Raw genomic sequence first — 19,528 nt, 5'->3', positions numbered from 1 at the left:
AGGTTCCTAACTCTGGATGATGAAAAGCACGAGCCAGATCAACAGGCCAATGCCGACAATGAGCCCCAGCGCCCGGCCGATGCGCGTGCCCCAATATTCGATCGGGTCCGCCCGGTCGGCGTCTGCAGCAGTGACGTCATCGCGCGCACCCTTCGCGGTCCGCGCAACGGACGAGGCCGGGTCGGTTTCACTTGCCACGCGCTCGATGATGCGGCGCGATTCGTCGTCGCTGTCCTGGCGTCCCGCCATGGCTATGCCCTGTTTTCGCAGCGACTTTAACCTGTTCGCCCGGTCAATCACAGGGCCTGAGAGTGAATGCCAAAGCACCAGCAGCGCCCCAGGTTGAGGTCATGTTCTTGCGCGCGGATTGTGGTAATGCTTCGCCCGTCAGTCTTGTTGAGGGATTTTTCCATGCCTGCCCTTTCCTCCCCTTTCGTCTTCCGCAACCTGCCAGCCTTGCTGATGATGGCGATCGTGCTGCCGCTGCTGGCCGGCTGCGGCTACAACACCATTCCGACGGCGGAGGAAAACGCCAAGGCCGCATGGAGCCAGGTGCTGAACCAGTACCAGCGCCGCGCCGATCTCATTCCCAACCTGGTCGAGACGGTCAAGGGCTATGCGGCGCATGAGAAGGATACGCTCGATGCCGTGGTCGAGGCGCGCGCCAAGGCGACGCAGGTGACGGTGACGCCCGACACGCTGAGCGATCCGGAAGCGGTCAAGAGATTCCAGGACAGTCAAGCCGGCCTGACCAGCGCGCTGTCGCGGTTGCTGGCGGTGGTGGAGAATTATCCCGACCTCAAGGCCAACCAGAATTTTCTGGCGCTGCAGGCGCAGCTCGAAGGCACCGAGAACCGCATCTCGGTCGCCCGCCGCGACTATATCGAGGCGGTGCGGGAGTATAATCTGACGCTGCGGACCTTCCCGTCGGTGATTTGGGCGACCCTGTGGTTCCGCGACAATCAGCCATTCGCCAATTTCACCATCGAGGAAGACAAGATGCAGACGCCGAAGGTCGATTTCGGCACGCAGCAGGGCGGGTGATCGGCGCTTAGCGAGCGCAGTTCCATTGACCTTGTACTCCGTCCCACCCCCCTCTGTCCTGCTCTCCCCCTCAAGGGGGGTGGGACGGAACGCAAGCCTTGCATTCCTGCCGGTTGCTCTAGCCTTTCTCTACTTAGCCCTCTTCCTCCCCCTCACCGCCCTTGCCGCCGAATTGCCTGCCCTGACCGGGCGGGTCGTCGACAATGCCGGCATCATCGACGCCGCAACCGAAGCGGCGCTGACCCGGAAGCTTGCGGATTTCGAGGCCAAGAGCTCTGACCAGATCGTCGTCGCGACGCTTCCTGGCCTCGACGGCGAGGAAATCGAGCCCTACGCCAACCGGCTGTTCCGCGCCTGGAAGCTCGGCCAGGCCGGCGAGGACAATGGCGTGCTTTTGCTGGTCGCCAAAGACGACCGCAAGATGCGCATTGAGGTCGGCTACGGGCTGGAAGGCACGCTTACCGACCTGCACACCAGGCTGATCATCGAAAACGACATGGTGCCGGCCTTCCGCGCCGGCGATTTCTCCGGCGGCATAATGAAGGCCGTCGACGACATGGTCATGGTGCTGGAAGGCAATCCGGAAGAGCTGGAAGCGCGCGGGACCCGCAACCAGCAGCCGCCATTCAACACCGACGATCTGTTCTTTGCGATCTTCATAAGCATCTGGGCGATCATCTTCTTCGGCAGCATCGCCGCCTCGATCCTGCCGCCGATCTTCGGCCGGAAACTCGGCCCCGGCCGCTATCGCTGGCTGGGCATGATTTTCGAGCCGGGCCGGCAATCTTCTGGCGGCTGGTCGTCCGGCGGGGGCGGCTGGTCGTCGGGCGGAGGAGGCTCAGGCGGTGGCGGGTTTTCGGGCGGCGGCGGCTCGTCCGGTGGCGGCGGATCTTCAGGAAGCTGGTGAGACACGACATGGCAACTCGACCGATCAGCCCCGAGGACCATGACCGCATCGCGAAAGCGATCCGCGTCGCCGAATCGAAGACCGACGGCGAAATCTACTGCGTGGTCGCCTATGCCAGCGACGGCTATTTCTTTCCGGCGGCCTTCATGGCGACGCTGGCGATGCTCGTCGTTAGCCTCGCCGTCAGCTACGGGCTGGAAGCGTGGTGGCTGTCGATCCGCTTGCCGCATTTCGTCATTGCCCAGCTTCTGGCGATGGCCTCGGTGCTTGTGCTGTTGTGGGCGCTGCCCGGCTTGCGCATCCATCTGGTGCCGAGACGGCTGCGCTACCAGGCCGCGCACGCCAATGCGATAAAGCAGTTCCTCGCCCGCAACGTCCACCGCACCACGGCGCGCACCGGCGTGCTGGTGTTCGTTTCGATCGCCGAGCACTACGCCGAAGTGATCGCCGACAGCGGCATCGACAGCCGTGTCGGCCAGCATGTCTGGGACGGCGTCGTCCGCGACCTTACCGCGCATGCCCGCGACCATCGTCTCGCCGACGGCTTTATCAAGGCGATCGAAGCGACGGGTGCGGTGCTGGCCGAGCATTTCCCGGTTTCTTCCGGCGACAGCAACGAACTCGACGATCATCTGGTCGAAATCTGAGTCGCTACGAACGGTTTTTTCAGCACTCAACGGCACGTCTATCGTCTGTGCGAAAGCTTGGGAGCGGCTGACCGGACTCTTGCAATCGGGCGATGCGGGTTTATGGTTAACCAATCATGAAGACGCTGAGCATCGACATCAGGAAAGCCGAGCCGCGCGACGCAGGCGCCATCGCCGACGTGCACCTGCTGGCTTGGCGCGGCGCCTACTCCGGCATCATCCCGCATCGCACGCTGACATCGATGATCAACCGCCGCGGCGCCGACTGGTGGGCGAACGCCATCCGCCGCGCCGCCACCGTCCTGGTTGTCGAGATCGGCGGCAAGGTTGCCGGCTACGCCACGATCGGCAAGAACCGCGCCCGCGAGCTCAAGCAGCAGGGCGAGATCTACGAACTTTACGTGCGCCCGGAATATCAGGGCATCGGGCTCGGCAGCCGGCTATTCTCGGCAGCACGGGCGCGACTGGCAGACCACGGGCTGAAAGGCATGGTGGTGTGGGCGCTGGAGGACAACCAGAACGCGCTCACCTTCTATGCCGGCGCCGGCGGCCGCGACGTCGCCGAGGGAGTCGAGGTTTTCGAGCAGAAGGCTCTGAAGAAGGTCGCCTTCGTCTGGGAATGACGGCTCGACACGCCTCTCGCCAGCACCCTCAGCCGATTTCAGTACCATTCGCCGCATTGCACCATGCGCCGCTGCCCGCTATCGGTTTCCAATCGAAAGAGGGACAAAGCCATGCGTATCGAAGCCATCGCCATCGGAAAGAACCCGCCGGAGGACATCAACGTCATCATCGAGGTGCCGATCGGCGGCGAGCCGATCAAGTACGAGATGGACAAGGAGGCCGGCACGCTGTTCGTCGACCGCTTCCTGCACACCTCGATGCGCTATCCCGGCAATTACGGCTTCGTGCCGCACACGCTGTCGGGTGACGGCGACCCGATCGACGTGCTGGTCTGCAACACGCGGGCGCTGGTGCCGGGCTGCGTCATCAATGTGCGGCCGATCGGCGTGCTGGTGATGGAAGACAATTCCGGCCTCGACGAAAAGATCATCGCGGTGCCTTCGCCCAAGCTGACGCTGCGCTACGAGAACGTCACCGAATACACGCACCTGCCCGACATCACCCGCCAGCAGGTGCAGCACTTCTTCGAGCACTACAAGGATCTCGAACCCGGCAAATGGGTCAAGATCGAGGGCTGGCACGATGCCGCCTACGCCAAGAAGATGATCGTCGAGGCGATCGAACGGGCCAAGGCAAGCAAGTAGTAGCCGAACGCCTGAAGTTGCGAGCAAACTGCTGGCGTAGCGCCGCCCCTCATCCGCCTGCCGGCACCTTCTCCCCGTGAACGGGGAGAAGCCCGCTGACCTCGACCTTGGCGCCCATTCAGCAACGGTGGTAATTGGCGAAACCATTGATGGCTGCGTCTTTCTCCCCGTCACTATACGGGGCGAAATGCCCGGCAGGGCAATGAGGGGCAGCGCTGACCGACGTTACTTTTCAATGCGACGCGCTCCTAATTGTCGACGCGGCCGAAAGCGGGCGCGTTGCCGATAACCACGCGCTTGTCCTTGCCGCAGGCAAAGGTCCGCGCCTTCTCGTCGGCGAGCTTGCGTGCCTGGTCGTTGGCGCCGGGGTTGCCGGTGGCCAGCACCAGGCCGACGGTGCAGCCTTCATAGGTCTCCGGCTGGGCGACCTTGGCGACGATCAGCACGTCGGTCGGCTTGTTCTCCACCTCGGGATTGCTGATCGAGCGCCGATGGATGACCGCAAACGGGACGGCGCGATCGCCGTTCGTCTCGATGCGCCACTCGAGTTTGGATGCGGCCGTGTTGAAGGCGACAAAACTTTCCCAGACTGCGGTCATGTCGCTGGGCGGAAAACCATAAAACAGCGATTCGCGGGCGTCGTCGTAGGCGATCAGCACCGGGTAGCCGCGATAGCCCGAACAGGCGAGACTGGCCCAGTCGCCGTCGCCTTCCTCCGCTTGCGCGTAGGTCACGCAGTCCTTCTTCCAGTCGAGATCGGTGTAGGCGCTGGAAATGTCGCCGGCCCGGGCAGGCTGGCAGAGGCCAGCGAGGGCAAGCGGGATCAGCAAAAGAGCACGCATCGCGGGCAACTCCGTTTCGGGGCTGCCGCACGGTATCGTTAATCGCTATTTCTTCAAGCTCGCTTCGATCAGCAGGTCGGCGTTGCGGGCCACGGACTTCGCCGGTCCGCCGGCCCCGAACAGTTGGCCACTGATGTAGGCGCCTTCGATCAGAAGCAGCAGCCCGTCGCCCAGCGTCTCGGCGTCGCCGGCACCCATCGCCGCCGCCATGGCGCGCAGGCGTCGGCGCAATTCCTGCTTGTTGGCCTCACTCACCACCCGGGCCGGATGGCCACGTTCGGGATATTCGACGGCCGCATTGGTCATGCCGCAGCCGCGATAGTCGGGCTTTTGCGTGCGCTTGCCGATGCGGGTCAGGAAGGCGGCGATCTGCGCGCGCGGATTGCCGGGATGGGCAGCCACCGCCGCGTCGAAGCGGGCCCAGAACTCGAGGTCGTATTGCCGCAGATAGGACGCGGCCAATTCGTCCTTGGAGGGAAAGCTGCGATAGAGGCTGGGCTTGGTGACGCCAGCGCGCCGCACGATCTCGTCGACGCCGATCGCCCTGATGCCTTGCCGGTAGAACAGGTCGCGGGCAACGCGAAGGATTTTTTCGCCCGCGCGGGGCCGCTCATCCGCTTTGATCGTTGGCTCAATGCTTTTCATTCTTGGACGTGCCGTTGCCTGCTTGACAATGTTACCGATCGGTACGTATGCTCCCATGCATTGAAACGTACCGGTCAGTAACATGATAGCTCGATCCCGCCCGTTTGGCCAGCGCTATGCTTTCGTCGTAGTGGCCGTCATTTTCCTGTGCCTGCTGATCGCGGCGGGCCTGCGGTCGGCGCCGGCCGTCATGATGCTGCCGCTGGAGGAGAGTTTCGGCTGGCGGCGCGATGTCGTCTCGCTCGCCGCGGCCATCGGCATCTTCCTCTACGGCCTGACCGGGCCGTTTGCCGCGGCACTGATGGAACGGATCGGGCTGCGCCGCACGCTGCTGGCGTCGCTGGTGCTGATGTCGGGCTCGACGGCGCTCAGCCTGTTGATGACCCAGCCCTGGCACCTGCTTCTCACATGGGGCGTATTCTCCGGCGTCGGTTCCGGCGCGGTCGCCACGGTGCTCGGCGCCACCATCGTCAATCGCTGGTTCAAGACCAATCGCGGCCTGGTGATGGGGCTGATGTCGGCCTCGGCCGCCACCGGCCTGCTGGTGTTCCTGCCGCTGCTCGCCGCGCTCGCGCAGTCGGGCGGCTGGAAGCCTGTCGCCATCGCCATTGCGGTCGCCACCGCCTGCCTGGTGCCGCTGGTCTGGCTGCTGGTGCCGGAACGGCCGTCCGCGATCGGCATGGTGCGCTACGGCGCGGACGTCGACGACGTGCCGCCGGTTCCGCCGGCCTCGCAGGGCAATTTCCTCACCCACACGCTCAGCACGCTGCGTCGTGCCGCCGGCACGCGGGTGTTCTGGTATCTGTTCGCCACTTTCTTCATCTGTGGCTTCACCACCAACGGACTGGTCGGAACGCACCTGATCGCGTTTTGCGGCGACATGGGCATCGGCCAGGTGCAAGCCGCCGGCCTGCTGTCGCTGATGGGCATCTTCGACCTGATCGGCACGACGCTGTCGGGCTGGCTCACCGACCGTTTCGACCCGCGCAAGCTGCTCGGCGTCTATTATGGCATCCGCGGCCTGTCGCTGATCTATCTGCCTTATTCCGGCTTTTCGTCGACCAGCCTGATCATCTTCGCCGTGCTCTACGGATTGGACTGGATCGCCACCGTGCCGCCGACGCTCAGGCTGTCGAACGAGGCGTTCGGCGACCGCAGCGGGCCGATCGTCTTCGGCTGGATCGTCGCCGGCCATCAGGTGGGTGCAGCGGCGGCCGCCTTCTTCGGCGGCACCATGCGTGAATTGCAGGGCAATTACGAACTTGCCTTCCTCATCGCCGGCATGACGGCAATAGCCGCAGCCTGCATCTCGCTGTTGATCAACACCAGCCGTCCGGCCTTCGAGCCGAACCCGCAGGCGGCTTGAGCTGTGACGGCCGAGCGCTAATCTCCCCCCTTGAGGGGGAGATGGCCGCGAAGCGGCCAGAGGGGGTCGGTCCGACCGGGCTCGGCCCCTTATCGCAGACGCAGGAGGTTGGCGCTCCACGCGACACGACCCCCTCTGTCGCCTTCGGCGACATCTCCCCCTCGAGGGGGGAGATTCGCCAGCCTGTTGATCGTCAGAAAACCTTCATGGTTTCGAGATGTGCGTGAAACATTGACGCTGGACCTTGGCGGCGATGTTTAAGCCATCCAGGAGACAGCCATGAACAAGATTTCGCGCCGCGCTTTTGTCACGTCGGCGAGCGCCGCCGGCCTCGTCGGCGTATCGGGCCTCGCGCTTCCCTATTATTCGCGCGCCAATCAGCGGCCCGCCTTCACCCATGGCATCCAGTCGGGCGATGTCGACGCAGCCAGTGGCGTGGTGTGGACGCGGACCGACCGCCCTTCGCGCGTCATGTTCGAAGTCTCGTCGACGGAGAATTTCGCCAATCCCTTGCGCCTTGCGCCGCTCGATACGTCGCCGGCCAGCGATTACACGGTAAAGCGGCTGCTCACCGACCTCACCTCCGACCAGGACATCTTCTACCGCATGGTCGCGGCCGATCTTGCCGACATCAACGCCGTCTCCGAGCCGATCGTCGGCCGCTTCCGCACGGCGCCGGCCTCGAAACGCGACATCCGCTTCGCCTGGTCGGGCGATACCGCCGGCCAGGGCTGGGGCATCGACGACACCGGCATGAAGACCTATGCCACGATCGGCAAGCATACGCCCGACTTCTTCCTGCATTCCGGCGACACCATCTATGCCGACGGCCCGATGAAGGACGAGGTCGAGCTGCCCGGCGGCAGCAAGTGGAAGAACAAGGTCCTCATCGACGAAAAGCGCAAGGTTGCCGAGACGCTGGACGAGTACCGCGGCCAGTGGAAGTACAACATGATGGATAAGAACGTGCTGGGGCTCAACGCCATCTGCCCGACCTTCTACCAGTGGGACGATCACGAGGTGGTCAACAACTGGTCGGATTCGAAGAACCTGAGCGCCGACGACCGCTACTCGGAAAAAAACATCCATGTGCTGGCGGCACGCGCGGCACGTGCCTTCCACGAGATGACGACGATCCGCTACGAGCCGTCGGAACCGGGCCGCGTCTATCGCAAGATCGCCTACGGGCCGCTGCTCGACGTGTTCTTCCTCGACATGCGCTCCTATCGCGGCGCCAACGGTCCTGGCATGCAGGATACGGTGACGCCGCAATCGCGCATCCTCGGCGAACAGCAGATGAAGTGGCTGAAGCGCGAACTGGCAAACTCCAACGCGACCTGGAAAATCATCGCCGCCGACATGCCGCTTGGTCTCGTCGTCTGGAACGACGCCACCAACAAGGCCGGCGCCGAGGCCGTCAGCAATGGCGACAATGGCCCGGCCAAGGGCCGCGAACTGGAAATTGCCGACCTCCTTCGCTACATAAAGAATGCCGGCATCACCAACACCGTCTGGCTGACCGCCGACGTGCACTACACGGCGGCGCATTACTACAATCCCGACAAGGCGCAGTTCCAGGACTTCAATCCGTTCTGGGAATTCGTCTCGGGTCCGCTCCATGCCGGCACCTATGGACCCAATGATTTCGACATGACCTTCGGCCCGGAGCTGAAATTCATCAAGGCGCCAACCGCCGAGCAGGGGCAGAACCTGCCACCCTCGGCCGGCCTGCAGTTCTTCGGCCTCGTCGACATCGATGGCGCCACTGAACAGATGACGGTACGGCTGATGGATCGCGACGACAATGAACTCTACAAGGTCACGCTCGACCCGGTGCATTCGGCGTGAGGGGACTGGGTTCAACAATGGCCAAAACGCAGGCGGGACAGCGCCCCCCTCTGTCCTGCCGGACATCTCCCCCACATGGGGGGAGATTGGCAGCTTGGGCGCTCCGCTCGCGCCTGCAACGTTGGAGGTTGGCGAAAGCGGCGGCGACGTCCGATCTCCCCCTTCGTGGGGGAGATGCCCGGCAGGGCAGAGGGGGGCGTGAAGGATCGCAGCGGAACGGTATCTCGGGATGACTACCGCCGTCGGCGGTCGTCAGTCTGGATAGCAAACGGTCGGAATATTGGGCCAAACAGCGCTGTCGCAGTTGGCGGCCTCCTGCCTTTGCTTGAAGGCGGCGCTGACCGGCCCGGTCACCACCGGGTCGACGCCATCGGGAGCGTCGGCAAACAACTGCTCCGCCGTTCGGGTGTCGGACGGCGGGGCAGGCTCCTTCGACGTCGCGGCCGACTGTGCCACGCCTGCCGCAAGCAGAACGGCGAGCGCAGCCCATGCAACGATTGGCCGGTATCTGATGCCCGTTTTGCTCATGAAATTTGAACTGTCCCGACCGTGAAAGGTTCCGCTTTGGTTAATAATTCAATTTCACACCAAGACGCTTAAGATTTGGTGACCATCTATTTGGTGGCACGCCTCCTCTTTCGCAATTGCGAAAAACCCTGTATGAGCCGCCCAACCGAAAGAGGCAGCGCCTTTTGGCCTGCTGCCTGCAACGCTCCCGAGACCACAACATGAAAATTCGTAATATCGCGATCATCGCGCACGTCGACCATGGGAAAACCACCCTCGTCGACCAGCTCCTGAAACAGTCCGGCTCGTTCCGCGACAACCAGCGCGTTGCCGAACGCGCCATGGATTCGAACGACCTCGAAAAGGAACGCGGCATCACCATCCTGGCCAAGGCGACCTCGGTCGACTGGAAGGACACCCGAATCAACATCGTCGACACCCCCGGCCACGCCGATTTCGGCGGTGAAGTCGAGCGCATCCTGTCGATGGTGGATTCAGCCATCGTGCTGGTCGACGCCGCCGAAGGGCCGATGCCGCAGACAAAATTCGTCGTCGGCAAGGCGCTCAAGGTCGGATTGAAGCCGATCGTCGTCATCAACAAGATCGACCGGCCGGACGCCCGCCACGTCGAGGTGGTCAACGAAGTGTTCGACTTGTTTGCAACGCTCGACGCGACCGACGAGCAGCTCGACTTCCCTATCCTTTACGGTTCGGGCCGCGACGGCTGGGTGTCGGAAAACCCCGAAGGTCCGAAGGACCAGGGTCTGGCGCCGCTGTTCGACCTCGTCATCAAGCATGTGCCGGCGCCGACCGTCCACCCCGGCCCGTTCCGGATGATCGGCACCATCCTGGAAGCCAATCCGTTCCTTGGCCGCATCATCACCGGCCGCATCGAATCCGGCACGCTGAAGTCCAACCAGGCGGTCAAGGTGCTGCATCATGACGGCACCCAGGTCGAAACCGGCCGTATCTCGAAGATCCTGGCTTTCCGCGGGCTCGAGCGCCAGCCGATCGACGAGGCGCAGGCGGGTGACATCGTCGCCATCGCCGGCCTGTCGAAGGGCACCGTCGCCGACACGTTCTGCGACCTGTCGGTGACCGAGCCGCTGCATGCGCAGCCGATCGATCCGCCGACCGTGACGATGTCGTTCCTCGTCAACGATAGCCCGCTGGCCGGCACCGAGGGCGACAAGGTGACCAGCCGCGTCATCCGCGACCGCCTGCTGCGCGAGGCCGAAGGCAATGTCGCGCTGAAAATCGAGGAATCGCCTGACAAGGATTCGTTTTTCGTCTCCGGCCGCGGCGAATTGCAGCTTGCCGTGCTGATCGAGACGATGCGCCGCGAAGGGTTCGAGATTGCCGTGTCGCGGCCGCGCGTCGTCATGCAGAAGGGCGAGAACGGCGAGTTGCTCGAGCCGGTCGAGGAAGTCGTCATCGACGTCGACGAAGAGCATGCCGGCGTCGTCGTGCAAAAAATGTCGGAGCGCAAGGCCGAGATGGTCGAATTGCGCGCGTCGGGCGGCAACCGCCAGCGTATCGTCTTCCACGCGCCGACGCGCGGCCTGATCGGCTACCAGTCGGAACTGCTGACCGACACCCGCGGCACAGCAGTCATGAACCGGCTGTTCCATGCCTACGAGCCTTACAAGGGCGAGCTGCCGGGCCGCACCAATGGCGTGCTGATCTCCAACGAGCAGGGTGAATCAGTGGCCTATGCGATGTGGAACCTGGAAGACCGCGGCCCGATGGTCATCGATCCGGGCGTCAAGGTCTATCAGGGCATGATCATCGGCATCCATTCACGCGACAACGACCTCGAAGTGAACGTGCTGAAGGGCAAGAAGCTGACCAACATCCGCGCTGCCGGCAAGGATGAGGCGGTGAAGCTGACGCCGCCGATCCGCATGACGCTGGAACGCGCGCTGGCCTGGATCCAGGACGACGAGCTGGTCGAAGTGACGCCGAAGACCATTCGTCTGCGCAAGCTCTATCTCGACCCGAACGAGCGCAAGCGTTTTGAGAAATCGGCGAAAGTGGTCGGCGCGGCGTAAGGCGACGTCTCATTGAAGGGGTCGGCGCTGCCCCTCATCCGCCTGCCGGCACCTTCTCCCCGTGAACGGGGAGAAGACCGCTGAGCGCACCCTCGGCGTTCATTTCTTGCAACGCTGGTAATTGGCGGAACCGTCGATGACAGCGCCCTTCTCCCCGTTGACGGGGAGAAGATGGCGGCAACCAGATGAGGGGCAGCGCCGACGCCTGTTCAGAGGGCAAAGTTCTCTGCAAGCTGCAGGGGGTGCCAAACCGCCGCTGATCCGGTATCCTTGGGCTCTCTGACGCTCGAAGGCACTCACATGCACGTCACCTCGCTTTTGATCTTCGCCGCCGCCCTTTTCGTCGCCGCGGGCTCGCCCGGCCCCTCGATTGCCGCCCTGGTGGCGCGGGTTATCGCAAAGGGCTTTCGCGACGTGTTTCCATTCCTGCTCGCCATGTGGATCGGCGAGGCCATCTGGCTGTCGCTGGCGGTGTTCGGGCTGGCGGTGGTGGCGCAGACCTTCCATCTTGCCTTCGTCGTGCTGAAATGGGTCGGCGTCGCCTATCTCGCCTACCTCGCCTGGAAGATGTGGACGGCCCCGGTCGAGGCGCGCGAAGGCGAGATGCCGCGCGAGGAGTCGGCCGTCAAACTGTTCTTTGCCGGCATGGCGGTGACGCTCGGCAATCCCAAGATCATGATGTTCTACCTGGCGCTGCTGCCGACCATCATCGATCTCGCCTCAGTGACGGTCGTCGGCTGGATCGAGCTGACGCTGACCATGGCCGTGGTTCTGGTCGCCATCGATCTGGCCTGGGTGCTGGCGGCAGCGCAGGCGCGAAAACTCTTGAAGAGCAGGCGGGCGATGAAGATCGCCAACCGCGTCAGCGCCACCACCATGGCCGGTGCCGCGGCGGCGATTGCGGCTCGATCCTGAGCCGGTGCGTCAGCCCATTTCGATGATCGGCGCGATCTCGACGCTGAAACCCGGGTCCTTCAGGATAGGACAATCCTTGGCCTTGGCGACGGCATCGTCGATGTCGTTCGCTTCGATGATTGTGTAACCAGCGGTCGGATTGCTGCCGCCATTGTTCTCGACTTTGCCGCCGGGCAGCACGGTCTTCGACATGCCGACCGGATTGCCACCGTCGACCACGGCCGAGCCAAGCTTGCCGTACCAGCCGTTCCAGGCATCCATCGCCGCTTGCCGTTCGGCGTCGTCGGTCGGCATCTTGCCGGAGCCGTGATAGACATAGAGAAATTTCGCCATGTTCTCCTCCGTTGATCTTCCGTTGATCGGCGGGCGTCAAACCGACATGCGGTCACGCCGCAGGACGATCATCGGACCAAACCGAAAAACAAGCAACGAGAATGCGAATCACTAATGTGAGGTCCGGTTGGCTCGCAACCGCCATGCTCTCACCGCGCCATCGCGTGGTATGTCGGTGAAGGCGCGCAGCTTCGTCTCATCGAAAGCGTAGGCCAAAAGCACATTGGGAACGAGGCCGAGCTTCTCCTCGCATTTGGCGAAATAGGCTTTCGTCGCTTCGCTCAGTTCCGCAGGCGCGAGGTCAAGTGCGATGATTTTGTCTTTTATGGCGGATTTTCTCCTCATTTTCGGTGACCCACCGGCGAATCCCGACATTTCGTCGCAAGCGGTCAAACCTTTGTCGCCAAATATCGGTCATCTGCTACCATAGTCGCAAAACATATGAGGGAGGGATTTAGCGACATGGCCGGCCTGAAATCTGCAAGCCAGTTGAAAAAGATAAGCACGGCCAAGGGCAGCGAGAAACCCGGCAGGCTTGCCGATTACCTGCTGGCCCGTGCGCCGGCCGAAGATGTCGCCGCCTATGAGGTCACCGCCCTCGAACGCGCCGCCGATCTCGCCGGACGCGCCGTCGCCAGGCACAAGAAGGGCGATTGCGTCGTCGCCATAGAGGTTGATTCCGGTGTCGTGCGCCAGGGCAGGCCGATGACGGTGATCACCGTCGTCAACGACAACATGCCGTTCCTGTTCGATTCCATCCTCGGCGAGATCACCGAGAGCGCTGGCGAACCGCTGCTGGTTACCCATCCGGTCATCGTCGTCAGGCACGACAAGAGCGGCGTCGACGAAATCCTCGGCGATGGCGGCTTCGCCAAGGGCGATCACAGTCATGAACGGCTGAGCGTCATCCACGTCCATATCGGCCGTGTTTCGTCCGAGCAGGCCGAGGCATTGGCTGACCGGCTGAAGAAAATATTGGGCCAGGTGCGCGCCGCCGTCACCGACTGGAAGCCGATGCTGGCCCGCCTCGACCAGGCAATCTCCGAGTTCCGCTACGCTCCGGTGCCGCTCGACAAGGCCAACGTCACCGAAGCGATCGCCCTCCTCGAATGGCTGCGCGACGACAATTTCACCTTCCTCGGCATGCGCGAGTTCAAATATACCGGCGGCGAGAAGAGCGGCACCCTGGAGCGCACCGAAAAGCCCGGCCTCGGCATCCTCTCCGATCCCGACGTGCTGGTGCTGCGGCGCGGCACCGAAGCGGTGTCGACGACGCCGGAAATCCGCGCCTTCCTGCACGGGCCGGAACCGCTGATCGTCACCAAGGCCAATGCCAAATCGTCGGTGCACCGCCGCATCTATCTCGATTACATCGGCGTCAAGACCTACACCGCCAAGGGCGTGCTTGCCGGCGAGCTGCGCATCGTCGGCCTGTTCACCTCGACTGCCTACACGCGCTCGGTGATGAAGATCCCCTATCTCAGGTCGAAAGCCGAAACCATCATCGCCAAATCCGGTTTCAACCCTGAAGACCACTCCGGCAAGGCACTGATCAACGTGCTTGAGAGCTATCCGCGCGACGAGCTGTTCCAGGTTCCGGTGCCGATCCTGCGCAAGCACGCCGAAGCCATTCTGGGGCTGATCGAGCGGCCGCGCGTCAGGGCGCTGGTGCGCGCCGATCAGTTCGACCGTTTCGTCTCGATCCTCGTTTTCGTGCCGCGCGACCGCTACGACAGCGTCGTGCGCGAGAAGATCGGCACCTATCTGAAGACGATGTTCCAGGGCCGGCTTTCGGCCTACTACCCAGCCTTCCCGGAAGGCGGGCTGGCTCGTGTCCACTTCATCATCGGCCGTTCCGGCGGCAGGACGCCGAAGGTCGACCAGGCGACGATCGAGGCAGCGATCCGCGCCATCGTGCGGACCTGGGACGACATTCTGCGCGAGACCGCCGAAGAGACCGGCGCCGATGCGGCGCTCACGGCGATCGCCTCGCGCTTCTCGGGAAGCTATCGCGACAGCTTCTCACCGGCGGAGGCGCTGGCCGATGCCGGGCGCATCGCCAGGATCAGCGCGGCCAATCCGATCGCCATCGACTATTATCGTCATGCCAACCAGGAACCGCATCAGGCGGCGCTGAAGATCTATCACCATGGCAGCCCGGTGGCGCTGTCGCGACGGGTGCCGGTGCTGGAGAACATCGGTTTCCGCGTTATCAGCGAGCGCACCTTCGAGGTCGGGGACGAGGCTTCCGACATGATCAATACTGATCAGCCGGGCATGGTCTTCATCCACGACATGGAACTCGAAAACAGCTACGGCAAGCCAATCGACCTTGGCGACCGCGGCGCGCTGTTCGAAGACGCGTTCCTTTCCGTCTGGCGCGGCGACATCGACAATGACGGCTATAACGGCCTTGCCCAGACCGCCGGCCTGTGGTCGGGCGAGATTTCCATCCTGCGCGCCTACGGCCGCTATCTGCAGCAGGCCGGCATCCCACAGAGCCAAGATTTCATTGCCGCCGCGCTCAACCGCTATCCGGAGATCGCGCGTGGCCTGCATGAGCTGTTCGTCGCCCGCCTCGGACCGACGGCGCAGACGGACGGGGCGGTCGCGGCCAGGCACCTCAAGGCCAAGATCAGGGATGCGCTGGAAGAGGTTCCCAACATCGACGACGACACCATCGTCCGTCGCTACCTCAACCTGATCGAAGCCTCGCTGCGCACCAATCATTTCGTTCCCGATCTGAAGGAGAAGGGCCAGTCGCTGGCGATCAAGCTCGATTCGCAAGCGGTCGACGGCCTGCCGGCGCCGCGGCCGTGGCGGGAGATCTTCGTCTACGGCTCCGAGGTCGAGGGCGTGCATCTGCGCTTCGGCCCGGTCGCGCGCGGCGGCCTGCGCTGGTCGGACCGCGCCCAGGACTACCGCACCGAGGTGCTCGGTTTGGTCAAGGCGCAGCAGGTCAAGAACGCGGTGATCGTGCCGGTTGGCGCCAAGGGCGGTTTCTATCCGAAGAAGCTGCCGATGGGCGCCGGCCGCGACGCCATCTTCGAAGCCGGCGCGTCCGCCTACAAGAATTACGTCTCCAGCCTGTTGTCGATCACCGACAATATCGGCCTGGACGGCGTCATTCCGCCGGCTGAGGTCGTGCGGCGCGACCAGGACGACCCCTATTTCGTCGTCGCCGCAGACAAGGGCACGGCGACCTTCTCCGACACCGCCAATGCCATCAGCGAGAAGCATGGCTTCTGGCTCGACGACGCCTTCGCCAGCGGCGGCTCGGCCGGCTACGACCACAAGAAGATGGGCATCACCGCCAAGGGCGCCTGGGAAGCGGTCAAGCGGCATTTCCGCGAGATGAACCGCGATATCCAGACCACACCCTTCACCGTTGTCGGCGTCGGCGACATGTCGGGCGACGTGTTCGGCAACGGCATGCTCCTGTCCGAGCAGACCCGGCTGATCGCCGCCTTCGACCATCGTGACATCTTCATCGATCCCGCTCCTGACATGGCGGTTTCGATGGCCGAGCGCCGGCGCATGTTCGCCCTCGCCCGTTCGAGCTGGCAGGACTACGACAAGACAAAACTGTCCGAAGGCGGCATCATCGTCTCGCGCAGCCAGAAATCGATCACGCTGCCGCCGGCCGCGGCCGCGGCGATCGGCCTCGGCAAGACGACCGCCTCGCCGGTCGAGATCATGAGCGCCATCCTCAAGGCGCCGGTCGACCTTTTGTGGTTCGGCGGCATCGGCACCTATCTCAGGGCATCGACGGAAACCAACCAGGACGCTGGCGATCGCGCCAACGATGCCATTCGGGTGACTGCGCTCGAAGTGCGCGCCAAGGTCATCGGCGAGGGCGCCAATCTTGGCGCGACGCAGCGGGCTCGCATCGAGTTCGGGCTGAATGGCGGGCGCTGCAATTCCGACGCCATCGACAATTCGGGCGGCGTCAACTGCTCCGACGTCGAGGTCAACATCAAGATCGCGCTGGCTTCCGCCATGCGCAAGGGGGCGCTGACCCGCCCAGCGCGCAACAAGCTTCTCGCCGAAATGACCGACGAGGTGAGCGCGCTGGTGCTGTCCAACAATTACGAGCAGACGCTGGCGCTGTCCCTTGCCCGCAAGCGCGGCCTTGCCGATATCGCCCATCAGAGCCGTTTCATGGCAGCGCTCGAGGCGCGCGGCCTGCTCGACCGCAATGTCGAAGCTCTGCCGTCGCCGGCAGCCCTTGCCGAGCGCGAGGCGCGCGGCGAGCCGCTGACCAGGGCCGAGCTCGGCGTGCTGTTGGCCTACGCCAAGATCGTGCTGTTTTCCGACATCGTCGCCAGCGACGTGCCGGACGATCCGCATTTCGACCGTGACCTGATGGGCTATTTTCCGGACCGTATGGCGAAGAAATTCGCGGCCGAAATCCATGGCCATCGCCTGCGCCGCGAAATCATCGCCCGTGTCGTCACCAACGATCTGGTCAATCGCGGCGGCCCACCCTTCGTCAACAGGCTGCAGGAAGCAACCGGTCGCAGCGCGGCCGACGTGGTCCGGACCTTCGCTGTGGTGCGCGACGGCTTTGGCTTGCCGGCGCTCTATCGCCAGATCGACGCGCTCGACAACCAGATCGACGGGCAGGTGCAGCTCGACCTTTATCAAGCCGTCAGTCGGCTTACCTATGTCGCCAGCGGCTGGTATCTCAAGAACGATACCAGCACCGCTCCGCTGGGCCAACGGATCGCCGAATTGCAGAACGCCCGCAAGGCACTGGAGCCGAAGCTCCCTTCGCTGCTTCCGGCCTTCTCGCGCGAGCGGATAGAGGAGCGGCGGCATGGTCTGGCCAAGGGCGGCGCGCCCGAACAGCTGGCAGAACATCTGGCGCTGACCGATGTGGCCGGCGTCGTGCCTGACATCGCGCTGACGGCCCGAACGGCGAATGCCGACATCATCGCCGCCGCGAAGGCGTTTTTCGCGGTCAGCGATGCCTTCCGCATTCCGCGCGTCGAGGATGCGGCGCGCTCGATCGCGCCGTCCGACTACTACGATCAGTTGGCGCTTTTCCGCGCCACCGACACGATCGGCGCAGCCAGGCGCGGCATCGCCGTGGCGGCGCTCACCGGCCATGCCGGGGCGGCGGACCCGGTGGCGGCATGGCTGGAGGCCGGCGGCGAGAGGGTCGGGCGCATCCGCGAGCGGCTGCAGGCGCTGACCGAGGGCGGCGACATCACCGTGTCGCGGCTGTCGGTGGCATCGGGGCTGATCAGCGACCTGACAGCGCTGTGAGCTGTTCGCTTCACAAGGCCGGCGCTGCCCCTCATCCGGCTGCCGCCACCTTCTCCCCGTATAGTGACGGGGAGAAGGAACTTGCTGCACTGCCAGCGCCTTTTCTGCAACGGCAGCCGTTCGCGAAACCGCCGATGACAATGTCTTTCTCCCCGTCCCTATACGGGGAGAAATGCCCGGCAGGGCAATGAGGGGCGGCGCGACCCCTGTCATTTGCGTGAGCACCGGAAACATGCAGACATGGCGCCGGTCGCGGGCCAAGCGAACGGGGCAGGAGGGAATATGGCCGAGGTAGCAGTGCAGCGAGCGCCGGAACGCGGCATCTGGGGGTGGATGCTGTTCGACTGGGCAGCACAGCCGTTCTTCACGGTCATCACCACCTTCATCTTCGGCCCTTATTTCGCTTCGCGCATGGTTCTGGATCCGGCTGCCATGCAAGCTGCCGAGGCAGCCGGTCCAGCCGCAGTTGAAGCTTACGTCGAATCCCAGCATCTACTTGGCCTGACGGTCTGGGGTTGGAGCATCGCCGCGGCGGGACTGGTCATTGCCGTTTTGTCGCCCATACTCGGCTCGATCGCAGACCAGACCGGCCCGCGAAAGCCGTGGATCGCGTGCTTTGCTGCGATCAAGATCACGAGTCTTTGTTTGCTCTGGTTTGCCGCGCCGGGCTCAAATCTGTTTCTTATCGCGGCTTTGTTTTCGCTGGCGTCGGTGGCGGCGGAATTCTCGACGGTGTTCAACGATTCGATGATGCCGCGCCTGGTTCCGAAGAGCGAAATCGGCCGCATCTCAAACATGGCCTGGGGTCTTGGTTATCTCGGCGGCATGATCGCGTTGATCTTCGTCGTCGCCTTCATGGCGGGTTTGCCGGAGACCGGCAAGACGATCGTCGGTCTCGACCCGCTCCTCGGTCTCGACCCGATCTTCGGCGAGGACGCTCGGGCGACCGGACCACTGTCGGCTGGCTGGTACTTGCTGTTCATCCTGCCGATGTTCTTCTTTACCCCGGATGCCGCCAAAGGCATTCCGATCGGGCCGGCGGTGCGCGAGGGGCTGTCGGAGCTGAAGTCGACACTGGCCGAAGTGCGCCAGCGCAGCGGCATCTTCCGCTTCCTGGTCGCCCGCATGATCTATCAAGACGGCGTCAATGCGCTGCTTGCGCTGGGAGGACTTTTCGCGGCAGGGATGTTCGCCTGGTCGATCACCGAGATCGGCCTGTTCGGCATCATCCTCAACGTCGTTGCCATCGTCGGCTGCTGGATCGCCGCCCGTCTCGACACGGCGCTCGGCTCCAAGGCCGTGGTGATGATTTCGCTGGTTATGCTGTCTGTCGCGACAATCGGCATCGTCTCGACCGGACCGGGTTTCACGCTGCTCGGGATGCTACAGCTCTCCACCGCCGACTCGGGCGGCCTGTTCGGCACGGCGGCGGAAAAGGCCTACATTCTTTACGGCTTGCTGATCGGCCTTGCCTTCGGGCCAGTACAAGCCTCGTCACGCTCCTACATGGCGCGTAGCGTCACCGCGGCCGAATCGGGTCGCTATTTCGGCATCTATGCGCTGGCCGGACGGGCGACCAGCTTCCTCGCGCCGTTTCTGGTGTCGACCATAGGCTGGGTAAGCGGTTCGCAACGGCTCGGCATGGCTGTAATCGTGCTGTTCCTCGGCGTCGGCCTGGCGATCCTGGTCCGCACGCCGTATCCGGCGGACAACCGGCCGGCGGAGTGAGCTTACCCTCCCCCTTGTGGGGAGGGTCGATCCGCGAAGCGGAGCGGGGGGGGGGGGGGGCGGCCCCCCCCCCCCGAACCACAATTGGTTGGAAAAAATGGTTTTCGCCCCCCCCCCCCCGGGGGGCCCCCGGGGGGGGGGGGGGGGCGGAAAGGG

General features: G+C 63.9%; 16 protein-coding genes and 1 pseudogene. 11 read left to right on the top strand and 6 right to left on the bottom strand.

Going from position 1 to position 19,528, the window contains the following annotated elements; genetic code table 11:
- Positions 1-6: 6 nt before the first annotated feature.
- Positions 7-249, bottom strand: coding sequence for a hypothetical protein (locus AC0L2K_RS00245; RefSeq protein WP_128168613.1), 243 nt, complete (start codon positions 247-249; stop codon positions 7-9).
- Positions 250-411: 162 nt separating this feature from the next.
- On the opposite strand from AC0L2K_RS00245, the gene AC0L2K_RS00240 reads away from it, so the two are divergent.
- The 5 genes from AC0L2K_RS00240 (at position 412) to ppa (ending at position 3,866) form a co-directional block, all read left to right on the top strand.
- On the top strand, positions 412-1,044 hold the full coding sequence (locus AC0L2K_RS00240; protein ID WP_023800481.1) for a LemA family protein: 633 nt from the start codon (positions 412-414) through the stop codon (positions 1,042-1,044).
- A gap of 79 nt (positions 1,045-1,123) precedes the next feature.
- Positions 1,124-1,951: a TPM domain-containing protein gene (locus AC0L2K_RS00235; RefSeq protein WP_473530302.1), complete on the top strand. Its 828-nt coding sequence runs from the start codon at positions 1,124-1,126 to the stop codon at positions 1,949-1,951.
- Between the two features lie 8 nt (positions 1,952-1,959).
- Positions 1,960-2,598: a TPM domain-containing protein gene (locus AC0L2K_RS00230; protein ID WP_473530301.1), complete on the top strand. Its 639-nt coding sequence runs from the start codon at positions 1,960-1,962 to the stop codon at positions 2,596-2,598.
- A 116-nt stretch (positions 2,599-2,714) separates the two neighbouring features.
- Positions 2,715-3,221: a GNAT family N-acetyltransferase gene (locus tag AC0L2K_RS00225; RefSeq protein WP_128168610.1), complete on the top strand. Its 507-nt coding sequence runs from the start codon at positions 2,715-2,717 to the stop codon at positions 3,219-3,221.
- 111 nt (positions 3,222-3,332) lie between these two features.
- Positions 3,333-3,866, top strand: coding sequence for an inorganic diphosphatase (gene ppa, locus AC0L2K_RS00220; RefSeq protein ID WP_023800478.1), 534 nt, complete (start codon positions 3,333-3,335; stop codon positions 3,864-3,866).
- A 248-nt stretch (positions 3,867-4,114) separates the two neighbouring features.
- Here ppa and AC0L2K_RS00215 read toward each other — a convergent pair whose 3' ends face one another.
- Positions 4,115-4,708 (bottom strand): hypothetical protein, encoded by a 594-nt coding sequence (locus tag AC0L2K_RS00215; RefSeq protein ID WP_128248088.1) that lies wholly within the window; start codon positions 4,706-4,708, stop codon positions 4,115-4,117.
- Positions 4,709-4,753: 45 nt separating this feature from the next.
- A complete protein-coding gene (locus AC0L2K_RS00210) occupies positions 4,754-5,353 on the bottom strand; it encodes a TetR/AcrR family transcriptional regulator (protein ID WP_473530300.1) in 600 nt (199 codons plus the stop codon).
- Between the two features lie 82 nt (positions 5,354-5,435).
- Here AC0L2K_RS00210 and AC0L2K_RS00205 point away from each other — a divergent pair, with 82 nt between their 5' ends.
- A complete protein-coding gene (locus tag AC0L2K_RS00205; protein WP_473530299.1) occupies positions 5,436-6,719 on the top strand; it encodes an MFS transporter in 1,284 nt (427 codons plus the stop codon).
- A gap of 279 nt (positions 6,720-6,998) precedes the next feature.
- Positions 6,999-8,567 (top strand): alkaline phosphatase D family protein, encoded by a 1,569-nt coding sequence (locus tag AC0L2K_RS00200; protein ID WP_473530298.1) that lies wholly within the window; start codon positions 6,999-7,001, stop codon positions 8,565-8,567.
- Positions 8,568-8,819: 252 nt separating this feature from the next.
- On the opposite strand, the gene AC0L2K_RS00195 is transcribed toward AC0L2K_RS00200, so the two are convergent.
- The gene (locus tag AC0L2K_RS00195) at positions 8,820-9,095 is read right to left on the bottom strand and encodes a hypothetical protein (protein WP_473530297.1); all 276 of its coding nucleotides are present in this window, start codon (positions 9,093-9,095) and stop codon (positions 8,820-8,822) included.
- Between the two features lie 200 nt (positions 9,096-9,295).
- Here AC0L2K_RS00195 and typA point away from each other — a divergent pair, with 200 nt between their 5' ends.
- Positions 9,296-11,125: a translational GTPase TypA gene (gene typA / locus AC0L2K_RS00190; RefSeq protein WP_473530296.1), complete on the top strand. Its 1,830-nt coding sequence runs from the start codon at positions 9,296-9,298 to the stop codon at positions 11,123-11,125.
- 300 nt (positions 11,126-11,425) lie between these two features.
- On the top strand, positions 11,426-12,040 hold the full coding sequence (locus AC0L2K_RS00185; protein WP_023800471.1) for a LysE family translocator: 615 nt from the start codon (positions 11,426-11,428) through the stop codon (positions 12,038-12,040).
- A gap of 9 nt (positions 12,041-12,049) precedes the next feature.
- On the opposite strand, the gene AC0L2K_RS00180 is transcribed toward AC0L2K_RS00185, so the two are convergent.
- On the bottom strand, positions 12,050-12,373 hold the full coding sequence (locus AC0L2K_RS00180; protein WP_023800470.1) for a YciI family protein: 324 nt from the start codon (positions 12,371-12,373) through the stop codon (positions 12,050-12,052).
- A gap of 159 nt (positions 12,374-12,532) precedes the next feature.
- Positions 12,533-12,700: pseudogene (locus tag AC0L2K_RS00175) on the bottom strand (peroxidase-related enzyme); the annotation flags it as partial.
- Positions 12,701-12,835: 135 nt separating this feature from the next.
- On the opposite strand from AC0L2K_RS00175, the gene AC0L2K_RS00170 reads away from it, so the two are divergent.
- Together AC0L2K_RS00170 and AC0L2K_RS00165 are read left to right on the top strand one after the other, a co-directional pair.
- Complete coding sequence (locus tag AC0L2K_RS00170; protein WP_473530295.1) at positions 12,836-17,644, top strand: NAD-glutamate dehydrogenase; 4,809 nt, start codon at positions 12,836-12,838, stop codon at positions 17,642-17,644.
- Positions 17,645-17,926: 282 nt separating this feature from the next.
- A complete protein-coding gene (locus AC0L2K_RS00165; protein WP_473530294.1) occupies positions 17,927-19,372 on the top strand; it encodes an MFS transporter in 1,446 nt (481 codons plus the stop codon).
- Positions 19,373-19,528: the final 156 nt, after the last annotated feature.

This window comes from Mesorhizobium sp. WSM4817 (assembly GCF_055811135.1).
The sequence above is the reverse complement of the archived record's forward strand: the minus strand, read 5'-3'. Positions and strand labels throughout refer to the sequence as shown.

Coding starts and splice junctions, on each gene's coding strand:
- AC0L2K_RS00225 (WP_128168610.1), top strand. CDS start 2,715: ATGAAGACGCTGAGCATCGACATCAGGAAAGCCGAGCCGCGCGACGCA.
- AC0L2K_RS00245 (WP_128168613.1), bottom strand. CDS start 249: ATGGCGGGACGCCAGGACAGCGACGACGAATCGCGCCGCATCATCGAG.
- ppa (WP_023800478.1), top strand. CDS start 3,333: ATGCGTATCGAAGCCATCGCCATCGGAAAGAACCCGCCGGAGGACATC.
- AC0L2K_RS00210 (WP_473530300.1), bottom strand. CDS start 5,353: ATGAAAAGCATTGAGCCAACGATCAAAGCGGATGAGCGGCCCCGCGCG.
- typA (WP_473530296.1), top strand. CDS start 9,296: ATGAAAATTCGTAATATCGCGATCATCGCGCACGTCGACCATGGGAAA.
- AC0L2K_RS00205 (WP_473530299.1), top strand. CDS start 5,436: ATGATAGCTCGATCCCGCCCGTTTGGCCAGCGCTATGCTTTCGTCGTA.
- AC0L2K_RS00215 (WP_128248088.1), bottom strand. CDS start 4,708: ATGCGTGCTCTTTTGCTGATCCCGCTTGCCCTCGCTGGCCTCTGCCAG.
- AC0L2K_RS00185 (WP_023800471.1), top strand. CDS start 11,426: ATGCACGTCACCTCGCTTTTGATCTTCGCCGCCGCCCTTTTCGTCGCC.
- AC0L2K_RS00180 (WP_023800470.1), bottom strand. CDS start 12,373: ATGGCGAAATTTCTCTATGTCTATCACGGCTCCGGCAAGATGCCGACC.
- AC0L2K_RS00230 (WP_473530301.1), top strand. CDS start 1,960: ATGGCAACTCGACCGATCAGCCCCGAGGACCATGACCGCATCGCGAAA.
- AC0L2K_RS00170 (WP_473530295.1), top strand. CDS start 12,836: ATGGCCGGCCTGAAATCTGCAAGCCAGTTGAAAAAGATAAGCACGGCC.
- AC0L2K_RS00165 (WP_473530294.1), top strand. CDS start 17,927: ATGGCCGAGGTAGCAGTGCAGCGAGCGCCGGAACGCGGCATCTGGGGG.
- AC0L2K_RS00200 (WP_473530298.1), top strand. CDS start 6,999: ATGAACAAGATTTCGCGCCGCGCTTTTGTCACGTCGGCGAGCGCCGCC.
- AC0L2K_RS00195 (WP_473530297.1), bottom strand. CDS start 9,095: ATGAGCAAAACGGGCATCAGATACCGGCCAATCGTTGCATGGGCTGCG.
- AC0L2K_RS00240 (WP_023800481.1), top strand. CDS start 412: ATGCCTGCCCTTTCCTCCCCTTTCGTCTTCCGCAACCTGCCAGCCTTG.